18 protein-coding genes, 1 tRNA gene and 1 pseudogene are annotated in these 24,488 nt (G+C 65.5%); 10 read left to right on the top strand and 10 right to left on the bottom strand.

All coding sequences use genetic code 11. The features are described from left to right. Window positions 1–2: 2 nt before the first annotated feature. Window positions 3–3,680 (bottom strand): trehalose-phosphatase, encoded by a 3,678-nt coding sequence (gene otsB, locus ACPGXI_RS06985; protein WP_526651187.1) that lies wholly within the window; start codon window positions 3,678–3,680, stop codon window positions 3–5. Then, entirely contained in the window at window positions 3,677–6,073 is a 2,397-nt protein-coding gene (gene ppsA / locus ACPGXI_RS06990; protein WP_526651189.1) for a phosphoenolpyruvate synthase, read from the bottom strand. The genes otsB and ppsA overlap by 4 nt, the downstream gene beginning before the upstream one ends. A gap of 174 nt (window positions 6,074–6,247) precedes the next feature. Between ppsA and ACPGXI_RS06995 the strand changes: the two genes are divergently transcribed. Together ACPGXI_RS06995 and ACPGXI_RS07000 are read left to right on the top strand one after the other, a co-directional pair. Then, on the top strand, window positions 6,248–7,663 hold the full coding sequence (locus ACPGXI_RS06995; protein WP_526651191.1) for a WS/DGAT/MGAT family O-acyltransferase: 1,416 nt from the start codon (window positions 6,248–6,250) through the stop codon (window positions 7,661–7,663). After that, window positions 7,660–9,033 (top strand): wax ester/triacylglycerol synthase domain-containing protein, encoded by a 1,374-nt coding sequence (locus ACPGXI_RS07000; RefSeq protein ID WP_526651193.1) that lies wholly within the window; start codon window positions 7,660–7,662, stop codon window positions 9,031–9,033. The genes ACPGXI_RS06995 and ACPGXI_RS07000 overlap by 4 nt, the downstream gene beginning before the upstream one ends. 51 nt (window positions 9,034–9,084) lie before the next feature. On the opposite strand, the gene ACPGXI_RS07005 is transcribed toward ACPGXI_RS07000, so the two are convergent. Beyond that, window positions 9,085–9,816, bottom strand: a complete 732-nt coding sequence (locus ACPGXI_RS07005; RefSeq protein ID WP_526651195.1) for an SRPBCC family protein — start codon at window positions 9,814–9,816, stop codon at window positions 9,085–9,087. Window positions 9,817–9,967: 151 nt separating this feature from the next. Between ACPGXI_RS07005 and sulP the strand changes: the two genes are divergently transcribed. Then, entirely contained in the window at window positions 9,968–11,653 is a 1,686-nt protein-coding gene (gene sulP, locus ACPGXI_RS07010; RefSeq protein WP_526651197.1) for a sulfate permease, read from the top strand. A 22-nt stretch (window positions 11,654–11,675) separates the two neighbouring features. Here the strand turns inward: sulP and ACPGXI_RS07015 are convergent, their stop codons facing one another. Continuing rightward, window positions 11,676–12,116: a pyridoxamine 5'-phosphate oxidase family protein gene (locus ACPGXI_RS07015; protein WP_526651229.1), complete on the bottom strand. Its 441-nt coding sequence runs from the start codon at window positions 12,114–12,116 to the stop codon at window positions 11,676–11,678. 245 nt (window positions 12,117–12,361) lie between these two features. On the opposite strand from ACPGXI_RS07015, the gene ACPGXI_RS07020 reads away from it, so the two are divergent. Next, window positions 12,362–13,378 carry an Acg family FMN-binding oxidoreductase gene (locus tag ACPGXI_RS07020; RefSeq protein ID WP_526651199.1) on the top strand — a complete coding sequence of 339 codons (1,017 nt, stop codon included), beginning with the start codon at window positions 12,362–12,364 and terminating at the stop codon, window positions 13,376–13,378. A gap of 23 nt (window positions 13,379–13,401) precedes the next feature. On the opposite strand, the gene trhA is transcribed toward ACPGXI_RS07020, so the two are convergent. Continuing rightward, window positions 13,402–14,115 carry a PAQR family membrane homeostasis protein TrhA gene (gene trhA / locus ACPGXI_RS07025; protein WP_526651201.1) on the bottom strand — a complete coding sequence of 238 codons (714 nt, stop codon included), beginning with the start codon at window positions 14,113–14,115 and terminating at the stop codon, window positions 13,402–13,404. A 191-nt stretch (window positions 14,116–14,306) separates the two neighbouring features. Here trhA and ACPGXI_RS07030 point away from each other — a divergent pair, with 191 nt between their 5' ends. The 3 genes from ACPGXI_RS07030 (at window position 14,307) to ACPGXI_RS07040 (ending at window position 18,459) form a co-directional block, all read left to right on the top strand. Then, on the top strand, window positions 14,307–16,355 hold the full coding sequence (locus ACPGXI_RS07030; RefSeq protein ID WP_526651203.1) for a TRAP transporter permease: 2,049 nt from the start codon (window positions 14,307–14,309) through the stop codon (window positions 16,353–16,355). Further along, entirely contained in the window at window positions 16,352–17,374 is a 1,023-nt protein-coding gene (locus ACPGXI_RS07035) for a TAXI family TRAP transporter solute-binding subunit (RefSeq protein WP_526651205.1), read from the top strand. The genes ACPGXI_RS07030 and ACPGXI_RS07035 overlap by 4 nt, the downstream gene beginning before the upstream one ends. A gap of 128 nt (window positions 17,375–17,502) precedes the next feature. Continuing rightward, window positions 17,503–18,459, top strand: a complete 957-nt coding sequence (locus tag ACPGXI_RS07040; RefSeq protein WP_526651207.1) for a DUF808 domain-containing protein — start codon at window positions 17,503–17,505, stop codon at window positions 18,457–18,459. A 7-nt stretch (window positions 18,460–18,466) separates the two neighbouring features. Here ACPGXI_RS07040 and ACPGXI_RS07045 read toward each other — a convergent pair whose 3' ends face one another. From ACPGXI_RS07045 to crcB (ACPGXI_RS07055), 3 genes are read right to left on the bottom strand one after another with little or no spacing between them, the layout of a single operon-like run. Beyond that, window positions 18,467–19,501 carry a DUF190 domain-containing protein gene (locus tag ACPGXI_RS07045; RefSeq protein ID WP_526651209.1) on the bottom strand — a complete coding sequence of 345 codons (1,035 nt, stop codon included), beginning with the start codon at window positions 19,499–19,501 and terminating at the stop codon, window positions 18,467–18,469. Continuing rightward, a complete protein-coding gene (gene crcB, locus ACPGXI_RS07050) occupies window positions 19,498–19,863 on the bottom strand; it encodes a fluoride efflux transporter CrcB (RefSeq protein ID WP_526651211.1) in 366 nt (121 codons plus the stop codon). Before crcB (ACPGXI_RS07050) ends, ACPGXI_RS07045 begins: the two co-directional genes overlap by 4 nt. Beyond that, complete coding sequence (crcB, locus tag ACPGXI_RS07055; RefSeq protein WP_526651231.1) at window positions 19,860–20,255, bottom strand: fluoride efflux transporter CrcB; 396 nt, start codon at window positions 20,253–20,255, stop codon at window positions 19,860–19,862. Before crcB (ACPGXI_RS07055) ends, crcB (ACPGXI_RS07050) begins: the two co-directional genes overlap by 4 nt. A 73-nt stretch (window positions 20,256–20,328) precedes the next feature. Here crcB (ACPGXI_RS07055) and pgm point away from each other — a divergent pair, with 73 nt between their 5' ends. The 3 genes from pgm (at window position 20,329) to ACPGXI_RS07070 (ending at window position 23,396) form a co-directional block, all read left to right on the top strand. Continuing rightward, on the top strand, window positions 20,329–21,960 hold the full coding sequence (gene pgm, locus ACPGXI_RS07060) for a phosphoglucomutase (alpha-D-glucose-1,6-bisphosphate-dependent) (protein WP_526651213.1): 1,632 nt from the start codon (window positions 20,329–20,331) through the stop codon (window positions 21,958–21,960). A gap of 30 nt (window positions 21,961–21,990) precedes the next feature. Further along, the gene (locus tag ACPGXI_RS07065) at window positions 21,991–23,265 is read left to right on the top strand and encodes an MFS transporter (protein ID WP_526651215.1); all 1,275 of its coding nucleotides are present in this window, start codon (window positions 21,991–21,993) and stop codon (window positions 23,263–23,265) included. Between the two features lie 55 nt (window positions 23,266–23,320). Further along, a tRNA-Ala gene (locus ACPGXI_RS07070) sits at window positions 23,321–23,396 on the top strand. A gap of 551 nt (window positions 23,397–23,947) precedes the next feature. Here ACPGXI_RS07070 and ACPGXI_RS07075 read toward each other — a convergent pair. Then, window positions 23,948–24,094: pseudogene (locus tag ACPGXI_RS07075) on the bottom strand (tyrosine-type recombinase/integrase); the annotation flags it as partial. A gap of 155 nt (window positions 24,095–24,249) precedes the next feature. Further along, on the bottom strand, window positions 24,250–24,488 hold a 239-nt coding region (locus ACPGXI_RS07080), incomplete at its 5' end, for a hypothetical protein (RefSeq protein ID WP_526651217.1).

Genomic DNA, 24,488 nt, shown 5'->3' on the forward strand with positions numbered 1-24,488 from the left:
CGTCAACCCGGGAAACGGACGGTGGTTCCCGGCATCAGTTGAACGACCTGACCGCGGCACTCCACCTCGATACCGGCGGCATCACGTGGATCCACGCTGATGATCACGCCCTTCCCGCTGACCCGCAGGTGCAGGTGCAGCCCACGGTAGTGAATCGGTATCGCCAGCACGCCAAGCGATTCCGGCCAGTGCGGAGAGAGGATGAGGCGATCGGAACGGGTCTCCAGCCCGGTGAAGCACCGTTGCATGAGGTCGACGGTGCCCGCCATGGCCGCCAGGTGAACCCCTTCGGACGTGGTGCCGCCCTGAATATCGGAGACATCGGATTTCAGTGCATGCCGGAAGAACTCCAGGGCCCGCTCGCGGTTGGCCCTGGCCAGTACCCAGGTGTGCACGACGCCGCTGAGCGTGGACCCGTGCGAGGTGCGGGCCAGGTAGTAGTCCACCATCTCGGGCACCTGCTCGCGCAGGAGGCGGTAACCGAGCCGGTCGAGTATCTCGCGCAGCTCATCTGCCGACAGCAGGTAGAGCAACATGAGCGCGTCGGCCTGCTTGGAGGCTTTGTATCGGTTCACGTCGTCGTTCTCGGCCTCCAGGATGCGGTCCAGCCGCTGGATGTTGCCGTACTGCCGGCGAAGGCGGTCCCAATCCAGTTCCGCCAGATCGCCGTAGCCCTCGAACTGGCTGATGACGCCATCGTGGAACGGGACGTACATCCGCCTGCTGACCTCTTCCCAGTGCGCGAGTTCCTTGTTGGGCAACCCGAGTGACTCCAGCAGGTCGAGGCGGTTGGGCAGCGGTAGCAGGTTGAGCGCTTCGATGGCGCGCATGATCACCCAGACCGCCATCACGTTGGTGTACGCATTGTTGTCGATGCCGTCGTAGGGGGCGTCGGGGTAGCCGGAGTGAAATTCGTCGGGCCCGATGACGCCGTTGATGACGAAGCGTGCCCGCTCTTCGTCGTAGCTGGACAGGCTGACGAAGAAGCGTGCCACCTCGGCGATCAACTCGGCGCCGTAGTCGATCAGGTAGGCGAGGTCGCCGGTGACCTGGTAGAACTTCCAGGCGCTGTAGGCAACGGCGATACCGATGTGGTGTGCGCGTGCGCTGGCGTCGGGGTTCCACCGGCCGCTGCGCGGATTGAGGTGCAGCCGTTGGCTTTCCTCACGTCCGTCGCTGCCGGATTGCCAGGGGAACATCGCGCCCGAATGGCCGGCTGCGAGGGCGGCCTGCCGGGCCTCGGGCAGGCGCCGGTAACGGTAGCCCAGCAGGGACCGGGTGACCATCGGCAACCTCAGGTTGAGCACCGGGAAGATGAACAATTCGTCCCAGAAGATGTGGCCGCGATAGGCCTCACCGTGCAACCCGCGGGCCGGCACCCCGGCGTCGAGGTCGGCGGTATTCGGCGACACCGTCTGCAGCAGGTGCAGCAGATGCAGGCGCAGGATCCTTACCTCGTCGGTGAAGTCGTCGAATTCGATGGACAATCGCTCCCACAGATGCGTCCAGTCGGTCACATGTCCGGCGAGCAGCTCGGCGAAACGGGGCAGCCGAGTGACCAGGCGCTGAGCGTCGACACCGGGTTCGGAGATCGCCACGTCACGTCCGGTGTACACGGTGACGACCTTCTCGACCGTCACCTCCTCGCCGATCGACTGCCGCACCGCGATGTCGTGGCCGACCTCGGCATCCCGCTCGAATAGTTGAAAGGTCGCCGGGACAGGCACGCCGTCACGCCACACGGTGTTTCGCGCGGCCATGGCGATGGGGATGCGCGACTGGTTGGTCTGCGCGGTCAGCAGGACCGCATCATCGGCGATCCTCCGCGTGTCTATTGATCCGAGGTGCTCGTTGGCCAGATCCCGGTAGCGCTCGACCAGCGAGTTCGTCACATTTCCGTCCAGGGTCGAACGAAACTCGATCGTCCCGGACCAGTCCTCGGCCAGCACCGTCGTCTCGAGCGCACCGACGTGGGGGAGGTGCATCGCCACGAACCGGCGTTGCGTCAGCGAGCTCGTCCGGCCGGCGTCATCGCGGAAGCGAACCTTGCGAGTCAGCACCGCGCCGCGAAGATCGAGGGTCTGCCGGTAGGAAAGCACGGTGACTTCGTCGATGTCGAACCAGTCGCCGTCGTCGATACGGAAGGTCAACGCAAGCCAGTTGGGCAGATTCACCAAACTCTCGTTGTCGATCTCGGTGCCCGACACGTTGTCGACCAGCCGATTGAATACCCCGGCTGCGTAGGTGCCCGGATAGTGCACCTGCGAGGCCTTCGACTCGGGGGCGGCCCCACGGGTGGCGAAGTACCCGTTTCCCACCGTGCACAACGCCTCCCGGAGCTTCTCGTTCTGCGGTTCGTAGCCGTCGAAGACGTAGTCCCACGCCTCGCCTGAGGCCTGCTGCTTGTAAGCCAGCCACTGGGAACCGCGCTGGATGAACTCGCGCACCTGATCGGGGCTTTGCAGGGTGAAGTGGGCAGCCGTCCTGCGGTTGCCGTCCTCGTCGCTTCTGACCACGATCCCGATACCGTCGAATTGCACTGCGTCAAAGGCATCTTCGTCGGTGAGGTCATCGCCGATGTAGATCGGGAGCAGGGAACCCGACGGGTCGATGCGGTCACGGATCCAGGCCAGTGTGGTGCCCTTGTCCCAGTCGAGGTCGGGCCGCAGCTCGACGAGCTTTCGGCCGCTGGTGACGCGTAGACCCGCCCGTGCCCCCAGCTGGTGTGCCGCAGAAACGATTTCAGCGACGCGTTCGGGTGCGACCTCGCGATAGTGCACCGCGACGGCGAAGCGCTTGTGCTCGACGCGCAGTCCCGGAACCTGGGCCAGGCTCTGGCGCAGATCGGCGGCGGCCTGCTCGAGAATGGGGACGAATACCGCTGCCTCCTCGTTGCAGTGATAGGTGCCGTCCGGCTCGGTCAACTCGAAGCCGTGGCTGCCCGCGTACCACAGGCCTTCGATGGCGACCCGGTCGCTGATGTCAGCGAGGTCGCGGCCGCTGAGGATGGCCACCGGGCACACGGTGGAGACGAGTTCCAGGGCCTCGGCCGCGCCGTCGGCGAGCCTGGCCGCCCCGGGGTCCGAGACGATGGGGGACAGCGTTCCGTCGTAGTCCAGGAACAGCATCGACTCGCGAGCGCTGGTGATGCCGATGAGCTGACCGTAGGACTCCAGCGCGTTCGGGAGCTTCGAAATTCGCGTGTCCCCCGTTCGGACAGCAACGTCGGCCAGATCGTCGAGGACGACGTCGGCACCGTGGCGGACCAACTCGTCGGCGCTGCCGGTCCCGTCGATACCGACGACGAGGGCGAATCCGCCGTCGCGGCCTGCGGCCACACCGGCGGCGGAGTTCTCGACGACGACACACCGCTGCGGTCGTACCCCGAGTTGGCCGGCAGCGTCCAGAAGCACTGCGGGATCGGGATTTTCGGCAGTTCCACGGCCGCCGGCGGTTCCGTCGATACAGACGCCGAACAGGTCATCGATCCCGGCGTCTTGCAGGGCCTGCCGGCACTGCGGGCTCGACGAGTAGGCGGCCGCGGCGACCCCGATGCTGCGCAACTTTCGGGCCAGGTCGACCGTCGCCCCGAAGAGCGGCACCTCGCTGGTCAGCGCACCGTCGAGGTCGAGCAGCACCGCGTCGTGGTAGCGCGGGTCAATGGTGACCGGGAGCCTCATCGGACCGATGGGGAGTGTTGTTCCAGCTCCAACACCTGGCGGGTGGTCTTCACCACGGTGTCGGGATTCAGGCTCATCGAGTCGATGCCGAGTTCGACCAGGAACTCGGCCATGTCCGGATAGTCAGACGGGGCTTGACCGCACAGCCCCGAGTGAATGCCGTTGCGGCGGCAGCCCTCAACGGCCAGCCGGATCATCTCCTTGACGCCCTCGTCGCGTTCGTCGTAGTCGAAGGCGACGACCTCACTGTCCCGATCGACCCCGAGGGTGAGCTGGGTGAGATCGTTGGAGCCGATGGAGAAGCCGTCGAAACGCTTCGCGAACTCATCGATGAGGACCACGTTGTTCGGGATCTCGCACATCGCGTACACCTTGAGGTCGTTCTCGCCGCGGCGCAGACCATGTTTGGCCATCTCCTCGAGGACCAGGTCCGCCTCGGCCACGCGGCGCACGAACGGGATCATCAGCACGACGTTCGTCAGGCCCATCTCATCGCGCACGCGCCTCATCGCCTGGCACTCCAACGCGAATCCCTCGGCATAGTCGGGATGTGCGTAGCGCGATGCACCTCGGAAGCCGATCATCGGGTTGCTCTCTTCTGGCTCGAAAGCTGTTCCGCCGACCAGGCTGGCGTATTCGTTCGTCTTGAAGTCCGACATCCGTACCACCACGGGCTTCGGCCAGAAGGCCGCCGCGATCGTGCCGACTCCCTCGGACAGGCGTTCCACGAAGAAGGCGCCGCCATCCGAGTAGGCATACGTCAGCTTGTCGATCATCCTTCGAGCCTCAGGGTCCTCGACCTTGTCGGGGTGTAGCAGGGCGAGCGGGTGGACCTTGATGTACTCGTTGATGATGAACTCCATCCGAGCCAGGCCCACACCGTCGTTGGGAAGAAACGATGTCTTGAAGGCGAGATCGGGGTTGCCGAGGTTGACCATGATCTCGGTTCGGGGCCGATCCATGTCGCCCACCTCGGTCCGATCGACGCGGAAGGGCACTTCGCCCTGGTAAACACGCCCGGTGTCGCCTTCGGCGCACGACACCGTCACCACCTGGCCATTGGGCACTTCCATCGTGGCGTCGCCTGTTCCCACCACCGCGGGGATGCCGAGTTCACGGGAGATGATCGCCGCGTGGCAGGTTCGGCCACCGCGGTTGGTGACGATCGCCGCCGCGGCCTTCATCACCGGCTCCCAGTCGGGTGTGGTGATGTCGGAGATGAGCACCTCACCAGGCTGGAAATCCGACAGATGCGCGAGGTTTTCGATGCGTCTCGCCGCGCCGGTGGCGATCTTCTGGCCGACAGATCGGCCCTCGGTGAGTACCTCGCCTCGTCCCTCGAGCACGTAACTCTCCAGCACGGTGCCGCCGCGCTGGGAGGCCACCGTCTCCGGGCGGGCCTGGACGATGTACAGCTTCCCGTCCATACCGTCTTTGGCCCATTCCATGTCCATCGGCCGCTGGTAGTGCGCCTCGATGGTGCACGCGTAGCCGGCCAGTTCCACCACGTCCTCGTCGGTGATGCAGAATCGGGCGCGGTCGGCCTTCGGCGTGGGGATGTTGCGTACCGGGTCCTTCGTCCCACCTTCGACGAAGATCATCTTCACCGCCTTGTCGCCGATGAGACGGCGCAGCACGGCGCGATGGCCGGCCAGGTAGGTCGGCTTGTGGACGTAGAACTCGTCGGGGTCGACGGCGCCCTGAACGACGTTCTCACCGAGGCCGTAGGCGCCGGTGATGAACACGACGTCGGGAAAGCCCGACTCGGTGTCGAGGGAGAACATCACGCCCGACGCGGCGAGGTCGGAGCGCACCATCTTCATCACGCCGATCGACAGCGCCACCTTGAAGTGGTCGAAGCCCTGGTCAATTCGGTAATGGATGGCGCGATCGGTGAACAGGCTGGCGAAGCAACGACGGCAGGCATCGAGAAGACTCTCGGCCCCCTTGACGTTGAGATAGGTGTCCTGCTGACCGGCGAAGCTCGCCGTCGGCAGGTCTTCGGCGGTGGCCGAGCTTCGTACCGCGAGACTGACGTCCTCGCCGTACTCGTCCTGGAGCCTGCGGTAGCCGTCCAGGATCTGGGTGGCCAGGTCGTCGGGGAGCCCGGCGCCGTAGACGATCTCTCGGGCATGTTTGGCCTTGCGCGCCAGCGCGGTAACGTCGTCGGGGTCGAGGTCGTCGAGTTCGGCATGCAGCCGATCCCAGGCGCCCGCCCGGTCCAACATGTGGCGGTAGGCCTCGGCTGTGGTGGCGAACCCGTTGGGGATGCGGACCCCCTGGTCGGTCAGCTTCTGGTACATCTCGCCCAGCGAGGCGTTCTTGCCGCCGACCAGCGGCACGTCGTCTATGCCGACTTCCTCGAAGAAGCGAACATACTCAGACGTAGCCATATCGTGTCCTTTCGTGGCGCAGCGCCGGTGCCGCGCACCACTTCAAACTCCCATGACGGCAGGTAGCGAGCCAGGGTCGAAGGTCACTGGAATGGGACCCGCACGACGTTGTCCCCGTGGGTTGAGGACTTGCGACCCTGCCGCGACTACCGGCCCATGGTGCAGAGTCGTTGCATGGAGCAACTCAGCATGCTCGATGCGAGCTTCTTGCAGGCCGAAGATTCCGATCCGCACGTGAGCCTTGCGGTGGGTGCCGTTTCGATCATCGAGGGGCCGCCGCCGGACTACGAGGATCTCGTCGCGGCGTTCACTGAACGCGCACAAAGCATTCCACGCTGCACGCAGGTGCTGCACACCCGGCCGCTCGACCTGGGCGCACCGGAATGGGTGGACGATCGACACTTCGACATCGCGCACCATCTGCATCACGCGGCGGTGCCGCACCCAGGAGACGACGCCGAGCTTTACGCGATCATTGCCAGCATCATGGAGCGGCGACTCGACCGCGACCGGCCGCTGTGGGAATGCTGGATCATCGAAGGGCTCGAGGGTGATCGTTGGGCGACGCTGATGAAGGTCCACCACTGCGTCGCCGATGGCATCGCCACGGCTCAAATGCTGGCGAAGCTCAGCGACGACGGCGCCGGTGCGACATTTGCCGGTGACATTCGTGCTGCGAAGGAATCGCCACCGTCGATCGTCGGCCTGTTGACGCCCAGGCTCAACCCGGTCAACTGGATCAACGATGTCTGGCGTGCGACGCGTGCGGCCACCAGTGCTGCGGAACACGCCGTGGTGGGGGCCGCCGAGCTGACGGCCAGGGTGTTCAGCGCCGGCGAGGAGTCCTCGCTGAACGGACCCGTGACCCGGATGCGTCGCTACAGTGCCGCGATGGTCGACCTCTCTGCCATGAAGAAGGTCAGCGGGGACTTCGGGGTCACGCTCAACGACGTGGCGCTGGCCGCCATCACCAGCAGCTATCGGACGATGTTGCTCAAGCGCGGCGAATCGCCCGGGCCGCACGCATTGCGTACGCTCATTCCGGTGTCGATGCGTTCGGCGGACAGTTTCGACGTCACCGACAATCGGGTGTCGGCGATGCTGCCGTTGCTGCCGGTCGACGAACCCGACCCGGTCAAGCAGCTGGAGATTGTGCACCGCCGACTGAGGCGGGCCAAGGGCAGTGGTCAACGGGAGGGCGCAAGCGCAATGTTCGCCGCGGCCGGCAATATTCCCTTCGCTCTCTCGGCATGGACTATCCGTTTCCTGACCCGATTGCCGCAGAGGTCGGTGACGGCGCTGGCCACGAATGTGCCCGGTCCCCGCAGCGAGCAACGAATACTGGGCCGAAAGGTGTTGGAGGTCCTGCCGGTACCCCCGATCGCGCTTCATCTGCGCACCGGTATCGCGATGCTCAGCTATGCCGGCCGGTTCTCCTTCGGTATCACCGCGGACTACGACAGCGCGCCCGATGTCGATGCGCTCGCCCGCGGGATCGAAGATGGAGTGCGGTGTCTGGTGGATCTCGGTGCTTCCCGGGGTGCTACCTCCGGCGATGGATCCACCCGGGTGAATGCTGAGACCCGATGACGGAGTTCATGCGCAACAGCGATGCGTTCACCTGGGCCATGGAAAGCGATCCCGCGCTGCGTTCGACGGTGGTGACGGTGATCCTGCTGGACCGGTCGCCGGACTGGGGCGAGGTGCGTGATCGCTTCAATGTCATCTCGCGTGCGGTTCCGATGCTGCGGCAGCGGGTAGTGCCTTCTCCACCTCCCGCGCCGCCGCGGTGGGAAGACGCCCCGGACTTCGACCTCAACTTCCACATTCGCAGAGTGACCGCGCCCGCATCCGGCACCACCGATACCGTGCTGGAGATGGCGCGGGTCGCCGCCATGGAGGACTTCGACCGGGCCCGCCCACTCTGGGAGGCCACCCTGATCGACGGTCTGGAAAACCAGGGAGCAGCACTGCTGCTCAAGTTTCATCATGCTCTGACCGACGGCGTTGGTGGCATCCAGATCGCGATGATCCTCTTCGACCTCTCCGAGGTCCATGACCAGCACGGGCCGGTGGCGGCGCTTCCGGAAGTACCCCCGCCGCCCTGGCTTCGCGGTGTCCGTGAGACAGCGCAGTACGACGCCCGCTTGCTGAGCAACGCGCTGATGGGGAGCTTGAAGATGGCTCCAAAGCTGTTGTCCCAGAGCATCCTACGACCGGTCGACACCGCGTCCTCGGCTGTCGAGCTGGCAGCATCGGTCTACCGCACCATGCGCCCGGTGAACCGGCCCGGTTCACCGCTGATGAACAAGCGCAGCTTGATCCGCCGACTCGGCGTGCTCGAGGTCCCGTTTGCTCAGCTCAAGGCCGCCGCCCACCATGGCGGCGGAGCGCTGAACGACGCCTTTGTGGCGGGGGTGGCCGGAGGGTTGCGCCGCTACCACGAAGAGCACGGCGTCACCGTCGGGGACCTCCACCTGACGATGCCGATGAGCCTGCGCGAAGAAGGCGACGAATTGGGCGGGAACCGAATCACCATCATGCGGTTCGACGTGCCGGCCGGCATTGCCGATCCGCAGGAGCGGATTCGCCAGATCCACGACATCACCGGCAAAGTACGTCACGAAAAGTCGTTGCCCTATACCCAGTGGATCGCCGGTGCCCTGAACATGATGCCGCGCTGGTACATCGGCTCGATCCTGCGCAACGTCGACTTCCTGTGCAGTGACGTGCCGGGGATTCCGGTGCCGGTATTCCTCGGTGGCGCCAAGGTCCTGACGCAGTACGCATTCGGCCCGACCATCGGCTCAGCCGTCAACGTCACGCTGTTGACCTATGTCGATTCGTGCACGCTGGGCATCGACGTGGACACTGCCGCGATACCGGACTGCGACGTGTTCTTTGACTGCCTCGCAGCCGGTTTCGACGAGGTGTTGGCGCTGGCCCCAACCGATGCCTGACCGGGTGGTGTGGGCCTGGCCGGAACCCGTCCGGCCCCGCCGACGATGAGCTTATTGCCCGCCCGAGCCGCGGCCGGCCGAGGATTCCGGGGGCCCCGATAGGTCGGTCAATGGTCCTCCGAGAACCGCGTTGGCCGGATCCCGCAACGCGACGTCGGCGACCCGGCGCTTGATTCCCAGCAGTAGCCCGCGGGTCACCAGTGCGATGACCGGACCAGCAAGCTCGACACCGAGCACCTCCCCGGGGTGTCTGAGCCGGGTGCGGGTGCGGACCAGGAATCGGCAGCGGTCCTGCCAGCGAGGAAGGAGATGCAAGGACCACACGGTTTCCCAGGGAAATCCCGGTCGTGATCCGCGGAGCACGAGGGTGCTTCCTTCGACGACCTCCTCGACCTCCAGCGTCACCCCATGGCGCAGTCCCATCCAGCCCGTCGGCGCGAGTCGGACGGTATCGCCGGGCGCGAGGCGCTGCCACTCGGGATGAATCCGGTCGGAGTTGTCGGTGTCCCCACCGCCGTCCAGACCGACCAGCTTCGCCACGTTGGCGAAGCCGTACAGACCGGCGCGGTCCTGGCCGAGCTGTGCGATCCACGGCCACACTGCTGCCGGCGGGGCGTCAATCCAGATGCCTTCGGTGGATTGGATTGTGGGGCGGCGCACCAGTTCGTCACCTGGAAGTTTCATGGCGCACTCTTCTTTGGTGGTGCCCCAATTGCGGTAGTACCGTCGCGCCGCATAAAGAAAGGCGCTCGCTCCCGCGGCCCGCGCCAAGTACTTTGTCATGACCAGACTCTGCACCTGGACCGGCTGGCGGGCTAGGGCCGGTAGTCCCTACCAACTGCCCCTCAAGGTGTGACTTCTGTCCCTGTCATCCTTGCGTCGGGCAAGTCCACGCTGGACTCGGGCGTGGCTGATTGAGGGGTGTCGGGTTGCAGTGAGAAGCCGAGGGTTCCCGGGTCTGACTCAGTTTCAGGGGTACGAGAGGCGCTGGCTGCGAGCGGATCTGACAGCGGGCGTGACGGTGGCCGCATACCTGATTCCCCAGACGATGGCCTACGCCACCCTCGCCGGGCTGCCGCCGGTCACAGGTCTGTGGGCTGCGCTCGTCCCGCTTGCGGCCTACGCAGTGCTCGGATCGTCCCGGCAGCTGTCGGTGGGGCCCGAGGCCAGCACCACGGCCATGACCGCTGCCACCCTCGGGGTGATCGCCGACGGTGATGTCGCGCGTTACGCCGCGGCGGCGGCCGCGCTCGCACTGCTCGTCGGTGCCACCTGCCTGGCAGGCGGATTGCTGCGACTGGGTTTCCTCGCCGACCTGCTGTCGCGGCCGATACTTGTCGGCTATATGGCTGGCATTGCGCTGGTGATGATCGCCGGCCAGCTTTCAAAGATCACCGGGACTGAGGTAACGGGTCACGAATTCATCTGGCAGACAAGCTCTTTTCTCAAGAACCTGGACGACGTACATTGGCTTACCCTGAGCTTGGCGTCTTTGGTGGTTGCAGTGCAACTCGTATTTGCCTGGCGGGCACCCCGCCTGCCTGGACCGCTGATCGCGGTTGTCCTTGCTGCGGTCGTGGTGATGGTGGGGTCATTGCAGACGCGAGGGATCGCGGTGGTCGGATCCGTTCCCCCGGGCCTCCCGGGTGTCGCTCTTCCGGCTCTGCGCCTCGCCGATCTGGGGATGTTGCTGCTGCCCGCCATGGGCATCGCGATTGTGGCGTTCTCCGACAACGTGGTGACCGCGCGGGTTTTCGCTGCGCGCAGCGGTCTGGAGATCGACGCCAACGCCGAGATGCGGGCGCTGGGGATGTGCAATCTGGGTGCTGGGCTGACTCACGGTTTCCCGGTCAGTTCCAGTGGGAGCCGCACCGCCATCAGCTACTCCCTGGGCAGCCGCACGCAGCTCAATTCGTTGGTCACCCTCGGTGTGGTTCTGCTGGTGCTGACGTTCGGGGGCGGTTTGTTGTCGGCGGTGCCGCTGGCCGCCCTCGGGGCGCTGGTCCTCGTCGCGGCGTTGCAGCTGATCGATGTGTCGGAATTTCGCCGGTTGGCGCGTTTTCGCCGCAGCGAACTGATTCTTGCGGTCGCGACCACCGTTGCAGTGGTGAGCCTTGGGGTGCTCAACGGTGTGCTGGTCGCTGTGGGGCTGTCCATCCTGGACTTGTTGCGCCGGCTGGCTCGGGCGCACGACAGCGTTCTCGGTTTCGTCCCCGGGTTGCCGGGCATGCACGACATCGACGACTATCCGCGCGCGGAATTGGTGCCAGGCCTGGTGATTTACCGCTACGACGCCCCCTTGTGCTTCGCCAACGCCGAGGACTTCCGCAGGCGAGCATTGGCGGCCGTGGACGACTACCCGCAACCAGTGCAATGGTTCGTGCTCAACGCCGAAGCCAACTCCGAGGTCGATCTCACCGCGCTGGATGCGCTGCAGAGCCTGCGTATCGATCTGGGCAGGCGGGGCGTCACCTTTGCGATGGCCCGGGTCAAGCAGGATCTACGACACGCGTTGCAGACGGCCGGGATGCTCGATGCCATCGGGACCGATCGCATCTACCCGACGCTGCCCACCGCCGTGGCCGCGTTTCGGCGGCGGGATGGTGTCACCGAGGACTGACCGCAGAGTCGATCGAGCCGACTCAATCGGTAGTTGCCTCGCGGTCGGGTTCGCGACTGAAACGGAACCGGCGACCGCTGATCCGTGTCGGTCGTATTCGGACGTAGTGCTCCTTGACCGTTCCGGTCCACGGAAGGAGTTGGGCGCTCTCAGCATCGGCGATCTCTTCTTCGGTGTGCAGGCTGCGGGCCATACCCTTGACGATCACGCTCCATCCTTCGGATTCGCCGTAGTCGTCGGCCTCGAAGAGCACTTGCGTGTTGATGGCGCTGCTGACGAGCTTGGTTCCCTCCGCGGTGCGGAACAGCACAGTGCGGCGTTGGACGGCGAAGTTGACGGGAAAGATCTCGGGCATACCATCGGCGCTGGTCACCAGCCGGCCCAGCGGAGCACCCGAGAGCAGTTGCCAGCACTCACTTTCGGGCAGAATCGTCACCGGACGGTCGGTGGCGTCCTTGCTCATGGCGTACCCCAATCCTCCTGCGTTGTCCCGTTGATGTCGCAGGGCGTCGACAATCATGCTAACCACACGCCGCCCGCGTTTCGTGAGGCGTTGGTCCCCGCCGTACGGGACTTCGGTCCCTGGTGGATGCTCGGTGGCCGGGGGCAAACTCGAAGGCGTTCCTTGTCAACGAGAACGGTCAACGAGAACGGTCAACGAGAACGGTCAACGAGAACGGTCAACGAGAACGAGCCGAAGGTAGATACATGGCTGCAGAGTTCCCCGATGACAACACCGTTCGTGCGGCGTTGATGTTGGCGACCCGTGCACCATCGGTACACAATTCACAGCCATGGCTTTGGCGGGTGGGACCGCACAGCCTGCATCTGTATGCAGACCCCGCGCAGCATCTGAAACACACCGATCCCGATCGGCGCGATTTCATCCTCAGCTGTGGGGCGGCCCTCGGTCATTGCGCTGTCGCCCTGGCCGCGATGGGCTGGCAGCCGATCATTCATCGGTTGCCGAATCCCGCTGAGCCCGATCACCTCGCCTCGATCACGGTGCGTCGCCACGCGGCGGGCGAGACCGATATCGCGTTGGCGGCCGCCATCGCCCAACGACGCACCGATCGACGCACCTTCAGTTCGCAACCGGTGCTCCTGGGCGACATCGCGTGGATGGGTGCCCGCGTCGCGCGGATGGGCGTGTCACTGCGCCGGGTAGAAACGACTACCGATTTCAAGGCGATTCTGACCCAGGCGGTGTGGCAGCATGCGCTCGACTCGGATTATGCGCAGGAGCTGACAGACTGGAGCGGCCGACATGCCGCGGACAGCGGGGTGCCGGCGCGGAATATTCCGGAGTCCGACCCGGTGTCGGCGGTGCCCTCGCGCGTCTTTGCCGCCAGCGCACTGAATCAGCCGACCGACGCGCCGCCCGCGTATGACAACGGTGTCCTGTTGGCGCTGGGAACCTCTGCCGACGACCGCCTGAGCAGATTGCGTGCCGGTGAGGCGACCAGTTCGGCGCTGCTCACCGCGACTTCGCGAGGACTGGCGACCTGTCTGGTGTCGGAAGTGTTGGAGGTCCTGGAAACCCGGAGGATGCTGCGGTCGGAGATCTTCGATGATCGGTACTACCCGCAGATGCTGGTGCGGGTCGGATGGGCTCCCGCCGACGCCGATCGGGTGCCGGCAACCCCCCGGCGGCCGATCGCCGACCGGGTGAGGCGTCTCGACGGTGCGCCATTCGACGGGTTCGAGGGCGAGGATTCGGTCTAGAGGTTTCAGATGATCCAGGGGATTTAAATGATCAGGCCCCAGGCCGCGGCGTAATGGCACAGCGCCGCAGCCACGGTGAACGCGTGAAAGAGCTCGTGATGGCCGAAGGTCTGCGGCCACGGATTCGGCCAGCGAAAGCCGTAGAAAACGGCGCCGATGTTGTACAGCGCACCACCGAGGACCAGCAGCGCGACCACGGCCAGACCCGCACCGGCCACCAGGGTTCCGGCGAACCAGATCGCTGAATAGCCGAGCATCAGATAGAGGGGCAACCCGACCCAACGGGGGGCCGACGGCCACGCCATCTTCAGTATGACGCCGGCGGCCGCGCCGATCCACACCAATGTGAGAACTTGGGCACCAATGGGCGCCGGCATCGCCAACAGCGCGAACGGAGTGTAGGTGGCCGCGATGAATACGAAGATCACCGAATGGTCGAGCCGCTTCATCCACTTCCGGGCGGCCGTGGAGCGCCAATGCACCCGGTGATAGGCGGCGCTGATTCCGAACATGGCCACGATGCCCAGGGCATAGATCAGGGTGGCCCAGCCGGCCTTGGGGGACACGGTGACCCACGCGATGGGCACCAGTGCCGCGCCGGCCACAACCGCGGTGGCGGCCGCATAGACGTGAATCCAGCCCCGGGCGCGCGGCGTGTGGAGCAGCTCGGCGATGGTGTCGGCTGCTTGCTTGGCAGCAAGCGCCGGAGCCGGCACAGCAGCTGGCCGGTGGGTCACCTGGTGCTCGTCGGCGATAGACGTTTCGTCACGACGCCTCCATAGTTGATGCCGGTCGCCAGCATAGGGTCCGTGCTGCGGTTTTTGCGCGAGCGCCGCGTCGAGTCAGGTTCGAGCCGGGTTCGCCGATCCAGGGTTCGAAGTCCGCAATCCCCCCACAAGGCGGCGTCGGCGGCCTACGGTTCGATTCGATGGATCCCAGCTCGTCGAAGGCGCCCGCCAATGCGTCGACCGTGGTCGACAGCGCCCCGGCTTCTGGACCCTCGACAGGGCAGCCCTTCGAGCCGCGGGTCGATGACCAGGAAAAACCTAGCCGCCAATTGCATGGATGGACCAACCGACTGGTTGCCGTCGTCGCGTTCGCGGTCGCGGTGCTCACCATCTGGCAGGTGTTCCGCCCGTTGTCCGAGGGCAGCCAGTACTACCTGATCGTGTTCCTGGCCGGCACACTTCCGCTGGTGTACCTGGTCTACAGGTCCGGATTGCCCCGATTCGATCCGCAGGACCGTCCCGGTGCACTCGATTGGCTCCTTGCCGCGATAACTCTGCTGGTGTGCCTATACCCGCTGCTCCCTGTCCCGATCGGCGCCGGCGGTGGCGGTTACAACGCCTTCCTGGACCGGCAGGGGCTGCTCGCCCCGACCGACGTGGTGATGGGCGCGCTGCTGCTCGTGCTGGTACTCGAGGCCTGCCGGCGCACCACGGGCTGGGCGCTGCCCATCGTGTGCGGGGTGTTCCTGGGCTACGGCTACTACGGCGGCCTGCTCCCGCAGGGGTGGGCCATCGCCCATGCCGGGCTGGACTTCGACCAGATCATCGACGCGCTCTACAACTCCGGCAGTGGCTTCTTCGGGACCCCGCTGGACGTGGCCGCCACCTACATCGTGCTCTTCACCATCTATGGCGCGGTACTCGAGCGCTCCGGTGGTGCGCGATTCTTCGTGAACCTGTCGGTGGCCGCCTTCCGGCGCTCGCGCAGCGCCGCGGGGCGTACCACCGTGGCGTCCGGATTCCTGCTCGGCACCGTCTCGGGTTCGGGCACCGCCACCGCCGTCAGCGTCGGCGCGGTCACCTGGCCGATCATGCGGCAGGCCGGCTACACCCCCGAACGTGCCGGCGGAGTGCTGGCGGCTGCCGGAGTCGGCGCCCTGCTGTCACCGCCGACCCTGGGGGCCGCCGCATTCATCGTCGCCGAATACCTCCAAGTCTCCTACCTGACGGTGCTGGGCTGGGCCACGATCCCGACCCTTCTGTACTACCTCGGTATTCTGCTGGCCGTCGAGATCGACGCCCGCCGATTGGGTATGCGCGCAGCCCACCTCGACGCTGATTCGCCGTGGAAGTTGCTCGCCCGCTTCGGATATCACTTCTCATCGCTGATCGCGATCATCGTCCTGCTCGCCGTCGGAATGTCGGCGACGCGAGCCGTCGTCTACGCCACGGCACTGGCCTTCCTGCTTTCCTTCTTGGATCGACGTAACTCGATGAGGCCGCGCCGACTCTTCGACGCGCTGAGCGCCGGCGTCAGGGGAGTGCTCCCGGTCGTCGCGGTGTGCGCCGCGGCGGGCGTGATCACGGCGATGACCACAAAAACTGGTCTCGGAGCCCAGTTTTCCTCCGTGCTGGTCGGTGGTGTCGACGCGATCACCGACAACCGCACGGTCACGCTGGCGCTGACGGCGGTGTTCGCCGCGGTCGCGCTGGCGGTGCTGGGACTGGCAATTCCGGTGACCGCGTCGTTCGTCATCGGGTGGGTCATTATCGGCCCGGCCCTGCTGGCGCTCGACGTCCCCGCCCCCGCGGCCGCCATGTTCGTCTTCTACTATTCGGTGCTTTCCGAGGTCACGCCACCGACCGCGCTCGCGGCAGTCGGTGCGTCTGCGGTCACCGGCGGCCGGGCGATCCCGACCATGTGGCAGACACTGCGCTATGCCGCACCGGCGTTTCTGGTTCCCATCGTGTTCGTCCTCACCGGTCCCGGCGAGTACCTGTTGGGGCGTGGACCGGCGATCGGCGTGCTGTGGGCCTCCGCGGCAGCGTGCGCGGGGATCGTGGCGCTGTCCTTTGCCGTCGGCGGGTGGGCGCTCGGTGTCGGCGCGATGCGACCGATTGCCCGGATTCTCACCGCGATAGCAGCCATGCTGTTGCTATTCCTCGATCCCGTCACCATCGCGGCGGGATCGGCGTGTCTGCTCGCTGCAGTTGCGTTCACCATCATCGACGGAAGGAGAAGGGCATGAGAAGTGCGATTGGGGGGGCTTGCGCGGCATTCGCGGCGCTGCTGCTGACCGGGATCACGGCCACGGGTTGCGGGGGCAGGCAGGATGCACCGAGTGCCGACTCGGGAGGTGAGATCATCTGCGAGGTCGGCGCCGAAACGCGGGTGAGTATCGCGACCGGTAACGCCACGGGTGTGTACTTCTCGCTCGGGAACGCCTATGCGGAGCAGATCTCGGCCGCCACGGTCGGCAGGGTGAAGGCCACCGCCGCCGAGACCGGGGCCTCGGTGCAGAACATCCGGCAACTCGTCGACGGCAGCTACCAATTGGCGTTCTCACTCGCCGATACCGCCGCCGACGCCGTCGAGGGCAAGGCGAGCTTCGACGGGGAGAAGCAACCCGTGGAGGCCCTTTCGCGCATCTATCCCAACTACACCCAGGTGATCGCCAGGACCGACGCCGGCATCACCTCTATCGCAGACATGCGCGGCAAGCGGATCTCCACCGGCTCACCGGGCTCGGGAACCGAGGTCATCGCCAGACGACTGCTCGAATCGGCGGGCCTGGACCCGGAGTCCGACGTCGCCGCTCAGCGATTGAACCTCACCAAGACCGTCGACGGGATGAAGGACGGCTCGATAGATGCGTTGTTCTGGTCCGGTGGGCTGCCGACTCCAGGAATCACCGACCTGGTCACCTCGGCACGCAATGACGTTGTCTTCCTGGACATCACCCCCCAATTGGCCACGATGCAAGAGGTCAGCCCGGCCTACGAAGAGGGTGTGATTCCGGCCGCCGCCTACGGTCTGCCCGGCGACGTCAAGACCATCGTCGTGGCGAACATGCTGCTGGTTCGCGACGACCTCGACGCCAACCTGGCCTGCGTGCTCACCAAGATTCTGTTCGAGCGGCAGCCGAAATTGGCGCAGGTGGTCAGCGCGGCCAAAGGCATCAGCTTGGACACCGCACGCGACACCGACCCGGTGCCGCTCAACCGTGGCGCCGAACGGGCGCTGGATGACTTCAACGCCGCGAAGTAGCCTCTGAGTCAACGGATCTGCCAGTGAACCCCCGGTAGGTGTCGGAGACGGCCCCGCGGGGCCTCCCGGCGGGTAACCTTCAGTGCCATGATCAGTGCCATGACCGCAGATGCGTTCACGGTGGCGCCATGAGCGCAGGTCTGTTCGCGCTCCTCGACGATGTCGCAGTACTGGCGCGATTGGCGGCCGCCTCGGTCGATGACATTGGCGCAGCCGCGGGTCGTGCCACTGCAAAGGCCGCCGGTGTCGTCATCGACGACACCGCGGTGACACCGCAGTACGTCCATGGCGTCGCCGCCGAGCGCGAACTCCCGATGATCAAGCGCATCGCCATCGGATCACTGCGCAACAAGATCGTCTTCATCCTGCCGGCCGCGCTGCTGCTCAGTCAGTTCGCGCCGTGGCTGCTGACGCCGATTCTGATGCTCGGAGCCACCTACCTGTGCTACGAGGGTGCTGAGAAGGTACTCACCAAGTTGCTGCGACACGACACCGACAAGGCGCAGCGCGCGCCGGTGGTCACCGTCGGTCCGGACGCCGAGCGCTACATGGTCACCGGTGCGATCCGCACGGACTTCATCTTGTCCGCCGAGATCATGGTGATCGCTCTCAACGAGGTGGCCGACCAATCGTTCCTGCCGCGCCTGATCATCATGCTCGTGGTCGCTGTGCTGATCACCCTGGCGGTATACGGCGTCGTTGCCGGCATCGTGAAAATGGACGATATCGGTCTGAGCCTCGCCCAGCGGTCTTCGAAGTTCGTCAAGAAGGTCGGTCGCGGCCTGGTCGCCGGTATGCCCAAGTTGCTGTCGGCGCTGTCGGTCGTGGGCACGGTGGCGATGCTCTGGGTTGGCGGGCACATCCTGCTGGTCGGAACCGGAGAACTGGGTTGGCAGGGGCTCTACGCGCTGGTCCATCACGCCGAGGGGTTGGTGGATCACCTCGCCGGAGTCGGCGGTGTGCTGGCCTGGGTGGTCAACACGACGGCCTCGGCGGTCATCGGGCTGATCGTTGGCACGGTTGTGGTCGCGGTCATGCACCTGCTGCCGTTCGGCTCCAAGAACAAGCACGCCGCGACCGACTGAACCGACCTCAGTCCGGCCGCAGGCTCCCGACGCTCTGCCCGTCGTGCAGGGCGAGCATCGCCGAAACTGCCTCGCAGGTGACCAAACCGTCGTTCTCCGTCAGTTCGTCCACGATTGCGTAACTTGCCGCAATGTTCGCTGAGGTATCGACGATCAGCGTGCTCACCGGCACGTGCCGGGCCAATTGAAGGAAGCGATCGCCGTGGGGCCGCCTGGTGCCTAGGTATCCCCACATACCGCGCAACACGGTGGCACCGCTTGCGTGGTCGGAGTCCTTGAGTCGCTCGATCAATGCCCGGTGGATTGGCTGACCATCGATCCGGGTGTCTTCGGAGGTACGCACCGTTAGTTTCTGGAACGGACTGACCTGAGCTAGTTCTCCGGGGTCGGCGAGCTGCTGGCCGCGGTTCTTACACACCAGCACCTGGTCGACCGTGAACAACGGATCGGGCAGAATCCCGCGCAACTCTTCGACCGCCTCGGCCGCCTGCGTAAGGGTGCCTACCCCGGAGATCAGCAACGGTACTTCGGAATTGCTGCCGAAGAACTGCGCCCGACGACGCTGACCGGCCACGGTGCCGTCGACCCCGAGGAGCACTTCGGCCGCGGCGAATCCGTGACGGTGCAGCACATCACATACCGCCATGTAGCCGGGCCTTCCGGCGATGCGATGTTTGCGGCCAAGGTACACCCACAGGCGCACATCCATGGGTTGCCCGGGCAGTGTGCTCGGCAGGCCGAGGTCCCGCCGCAGGGTGATCACCCCGCGGTTGGTCATTGCCGACACCGAATCGGTCAGCGGGAGAATCCGCTCTGGGCGATCGATAGCGTAGACCGTCACCGGAGCGTTCTCGGCCATGCTCAGCGTGCGGTCGCTGAGCGCGACGTTGGAGACACCGAAACCGGCGATGCCGCGCAACAACACGCTGGCGGCGATTCCCCGGTCATGGAACAGCTCCAGCATCTCCTCGGCCAGGAACCGGTCCTTGGTGCGTTCCAGTTCAGCGAAATAGGCTGTCAAGGTGAGAGTTTCGTTGCTCACAGGCTCGCCCCCAGGGTCTGGCCCAGCCAGGCGGCGGGCAGTCCCAGCGCGATGCTCACCACGATGTTGGCCACCGCAGACCAGTTCTGGCGCTCCTCGGTAAGGCGCTGCGTCTCGAACATCCACGTGGAGAAGGTGGTGTACGACCCGCAGAAGGCGGTCCCGGCCAGTATCGCCACGTGCGGGCTGAACGCCAACCCTGCGACGAAGCCCAGCAATGCTGCACCGCTGATGTTGACGACAAGCGTGCCGACCGGAAACGGCCCTGACGCCCGTCGGGAGATCTCGCGGTCGACGAAGAACCGCAGCATCGCGCCGAATCCGCCGATGACGAACACGCCTACCCAGACCAGTGCCGTCATCGGCGCACCCGAACTCGGCGCACCATGGCGGTCCCCAGATAGACGGCGAACAATCCCGCGACGATGCTGGTTGAGATGTAGGCGCTGGCCAGGCCGAAGTGGCCGTATTCGAGCATCTTGAGGGTCTCGACCTGCATGGTGGAAAACGTCGTGAGGCCGCCGCAGAAACCGGTTCCCAACAGCGGACGCCGGTAGCTCGACACCGGTAGGCGTTCCAGCAGTCGGGTGACGAACATGCCGAGCAGGAATGCGCCGATAATGTTGGCGACGAAGGTCGGCCACGGCCACTGGCCCGGATCCGGCGCGGCGAGCTCTTCAAGGCCGGCCCGCGCCAGCGTGCCCAGCGCGCCTCCGACGAACACTGCGGCAAGTTCCCGCCGGTCGTAGGCCATCCCGGAATTATGCACGTCCGGTGCAGACGATCCAGGGTTCTTCGGCATAGGTAGACGTAGCAGAATCAACACCATGGCCAATCCCCGCGCCGGTCAGCCGGCGCAACCCGAAGACCTCATCGACGTGGCTCAGGTAGTAACTGCCTATTACAGCGTCGCTCCCGATCCGGACAATATCGACCAACAGGTGGCATTTGGCACCTCGGGGCACCGGGGATCGAGTCTGGACGCGGCGTTCAACGAGCCGCACATTCTGGCTACCACGCAGGCCATCGTCGAGTACCGGGCCGCGCAGGGCACCACGGGCCCGCTGTTCATCGGGCGCGACACCCACGCGTTGTCGGAGCCGGCATGGGTTTCGGCGCTGGAGGTGCTGGCCGCCAACGATGTCGTGGCGATGATCGATTCCGCGGATCGCTACACACCCACGCCCGCGGTCAGCCACGCGATTCTGACGTTCAACCGGGGCCGCGACACCGCGCTCGCCGACGGGATCGTCGTCACTCCCTCGCACAACCCGCCCCGTGACGGCGGTTTCAAGTACAACCCGCCCACCGGCGGTCCGGCCGATACCGACGCCACCGGCGCCATCGCCACACGAGCCAACGAGATACTGCGTGACGGCCTGAAGGCGGTCAAGCGGGTGCCGCTGGCCAGGGCGCTGGGGACCGCGCAGCGCCACGACTACCTCGATGCGTACGTCGCGGACTTACCCAACGTCGTCGACATGCACGCCATCAGCGCGCAGGGAATCCGGATCGGGGCCGACCCGCTGGGCGGGGCCAGCGTCGACTATTGGGCCGCCATCGCCGAACGGCACAACCTGGAGCTGACCGTCGTCAACCCGCTGGTGGATGCGACGTGGCGGTTCATGACCCTGGACACCGACGGCAAGATCCGGATGGATTGCAGCTCGCCCAACGCCATGGCGGGGCTGATCGCCAACCGGGACTCGTTTCAGATCGCGACAGGCAACGACGCCGACTCCGACCGGCACGGCATCGTCACCCCCGACGGTGGTCTGCTCAACCCAAACCACTACCTCGCGGTGGCGATCGACTATCTGTTCGCCCATCGGCCACAGTGGGCGGCGGGGACCGCGGTCGGCAAGACGGCGGTGAGCTCGTCGATCATCGACCGGGTGGTGGCAGGCTTGGGCCGCAGGCTGGTGGAGGTGCCGGTCGGTTTCAAGTGGTTCGTCGACGGTTTGATAGGCGGCACAATCGGTTTCGGTGGCGAGGAGAGCGCCGGCGCGTCCTTCCTCCGGCGCGACGGATCAGTGTGGACGACCGACAAGGACGGCATCATCTTGGCGCTGCTGGCGTCGGAAATCCTCGCGGTGACCGGTTCAACGCCGTCGCAAAGGTACGCGGAGATATCCGAAAAGTATGGTGCCCCAACGTATGCACGGATCGACGCGCCGGCCGATCGCGAGCAGAAGGCGCGGTTGGGCAAGCTGTCGCCGGAACAAGTCACCGCCACCGAGTTGGCCGGCGAGGCGATCACAGCCAAGCTGACGAGCGCGCCGGGCAATGGTGCTCGGCTGGGCGGGCTGAAGGTGACGACGGAGAACGCATGGTTCGCCGCGCGCCCATCGGGAACAGAGGACGTGTACAAGATTTACGCCGAATCCTTCCGTGGCCCTGAGCATCTCGCTGAAGTGCAGAACGCTGCGCGCGATGTCGTGACGAAAGTCATTTCGTGATGCTGGGTATCTCGTGAGGCTGGTCATTTCGTGAGTTCGGGCACGGAGGACGACTGTCCGTCTGCGCGGGAAGCGGCCAAAGAGCGATTGCCGCGTGAGGTCTGGCTGTTGGCCGGAGCCAACGTGGTGGTGGCACTGGGGTACGGCGTGGTCGCTCCGGTACTGCCGCAGTACGCCCGGTACTTCGGGGTCAGCATCAGCGCAGCGACTTTCGTCATCACAGCGTTCGCGGTGATGCGGCTGTGCGGGGCGCCGCCGGCGGGCTGGTTGGTTCAGCGGGTAGGGGAGCGGCGGGTCTACATCAGTGGGCTGTTGATCGTGGCGCTGTCGACTGCAGCGTGCGCATTCGCGCAGACATTCGGTCAACTCCTGCTGTTCCGGTCGGTGGGTGGCTTGGGGTCGGCGATGTTCACGGTGTCGGCGCTGGGGCTGATGATCCGGATCTCGCCGCCAGACGCCCGGGGCCGGGTCGCCGGGTTGTTCTCGTCGGGGTTCCTCGTCGGATCGGTGGGCGGCCCGGTGCTTGGCAGTATGACCGTGGGTTTCGGGTTGGCGGTGCCGTTCCTGATCTATGGAGCCGCGCTGCTGGTGGCCGCGGCTGTGGTGTTCCTGGGCCTGCGCAACTCCGCGCTGGCGGCTCCCGCCGACGACGGCGAAGCCGCGGTATCGATCCGCGTTGTGCTGCGCCATCGGGCCTATCGGGCCGCGTTGCTCTCCAACTTCGCCACCGGCTGGGCGGCCTTCGGACTGCGGTTCGCCCTGGTGCCACTGTTCGTGGTGGAGGTACTGGACCGCGGGCCGGGCATCGCCGGGTTGGCGCTGGCCGCGTTCGCCGTCGGCAACATCTCGGTGGTCATCCCGAGCGGTTACCTGTCGGACCGCATCGGTCGGCGAAAACTGCTCATCGTCGGGCTCAGCGTGTCGGCGGCCTCGACGGTCTTGGTGGGGTTCACGTCATCGCTGTCGATATTTCTTGTGGTCGCCTACGTCACCGGCGCGGCCACCGGCGTCTTCATCTCACCCCAGCAGGCCGCGGTGGCCGACATCATCGGCAACAAAGCGCGCGGTGGAACGGCGGTGGCGACGTTTCAGATGATGGCTGACCTCGGTTCGATCGTCGGCTCGGTCGTGGTGGGGCAGGTGGCCCAGCATGCGTCGTTCGGCTGGGCCTTCACGGTGAGCGGGGCGATCCTCGCGGTTGCCGCGCTGGGCTGGGTCTTTGCCCCCGAGACTCGTCCGCGTGCTTTCGGGCCGCATCGACAGGCACGTCCGTTGGGCCCGGAAGCCGGCGGCGAAGTGCCGTGACCTGTGATTTTGAACGGCAACCCGCAGGTGGTGTAACTTCATTGAACAAGTTCACGGGGCTATGGCGCAGTTGGTAGCGCACCACACTGGCAGTGTGGGGGTCAGGGGTTCGAATCCCCTTAGCTCCACCACGGTAAAGATTTAAATTACGGTTCGACTTTCGAGTCTTTGACGAAATGGTGACCAGAGGCGCCGGGATCGGGAGCACCGCGACAGAGGCTTCCGTTTTGACTTGCTCCAGACGTAGTTCACCGTCGACTCGGTGCAGGGCTTGACGAATCGTTAGCTGGACGCTGTCCAGGTCAACGTCCGCCCACGCGAGACCCAGAGCTTCGCCGCGACGGAGCCCCAGTGTCAGAGCTACGGCCCAGAGGGCATACGGCCGGTGCTTTTCGGCGGTCTTGAGAAAGCGCAAAGCTACCAACCGGGTAAAGCTACGGACTTTTCGGGCATCGGTAACCCGGAGTTGAACCAGCCGGGCGACGTTGCGGCTGAGGACCCCTTCCTCATCGACCGCGTCTTGCAGAGCAGCACGTAGGACTCTGAGGATGCGGCGGATCGAGCTGGATGACAGGGTGTCCCGGCAGCAGGCTGGTTCTTCCTTCGCGCAGCACCTCGGCAGTTTGCGGCGCTCGTCCTTCCCCGGAGCGCAACACTGACACCGGGTCCGCAGTGGGTTCAGCCAAAGCCGTAGGTCAGAGGCCTGCACAGATTTCAGCTTCCGCATGCCGATTCCGGGGTTGATACGTAAGCGCACATCTCCCTCGTAGGTGGCGTAGGTCGTGCGCCGGATACTGGTTTCGGCGATGTTCGCCAGCCAATAGGTCATGTAATCGGCGACGCTCAAAGTCGTCGTGGCCACCGGGATCCAGCGGCGTTTTTGGTCGGAAGTCTGATCCGCTTGCGCTGGCCGTCTGGTAGGTCCGTAGAACTTTGCTTCCCAGCGGCCGTCAGGTCGGCGCGAGCTGACTTATGAATCAACTCTTAGCAGTTTGCGATCGCGTCGGCGAAGGCCATCCGGTTGTCGGTAACGTCGATGTTCACCTGCACAATCGGAAGGTCCGTTGACCATCTTGCGTTCACGGCTTGGGTGAATGCGGCTGCCCGCTTTCGTGCAGCCGCGCAGTCATTGGGCTGATCGCTGCGGTTGACATAGCCGACAGCCACAAGCGACCCAACGCCCCATTGGGCTTCGAGATGATTCGTCAGGCAGTTCGTCGGGT

Origin of the sequence: Mycobacterium sp. (assembly GCF_049608025.1) — a bacterium.
Taxonomy (GTDB): Bacteria; Actinomycetota; Actinomycetes; order Mycobacteriales; family Mycobacteriaceae; genus Mycobacterium.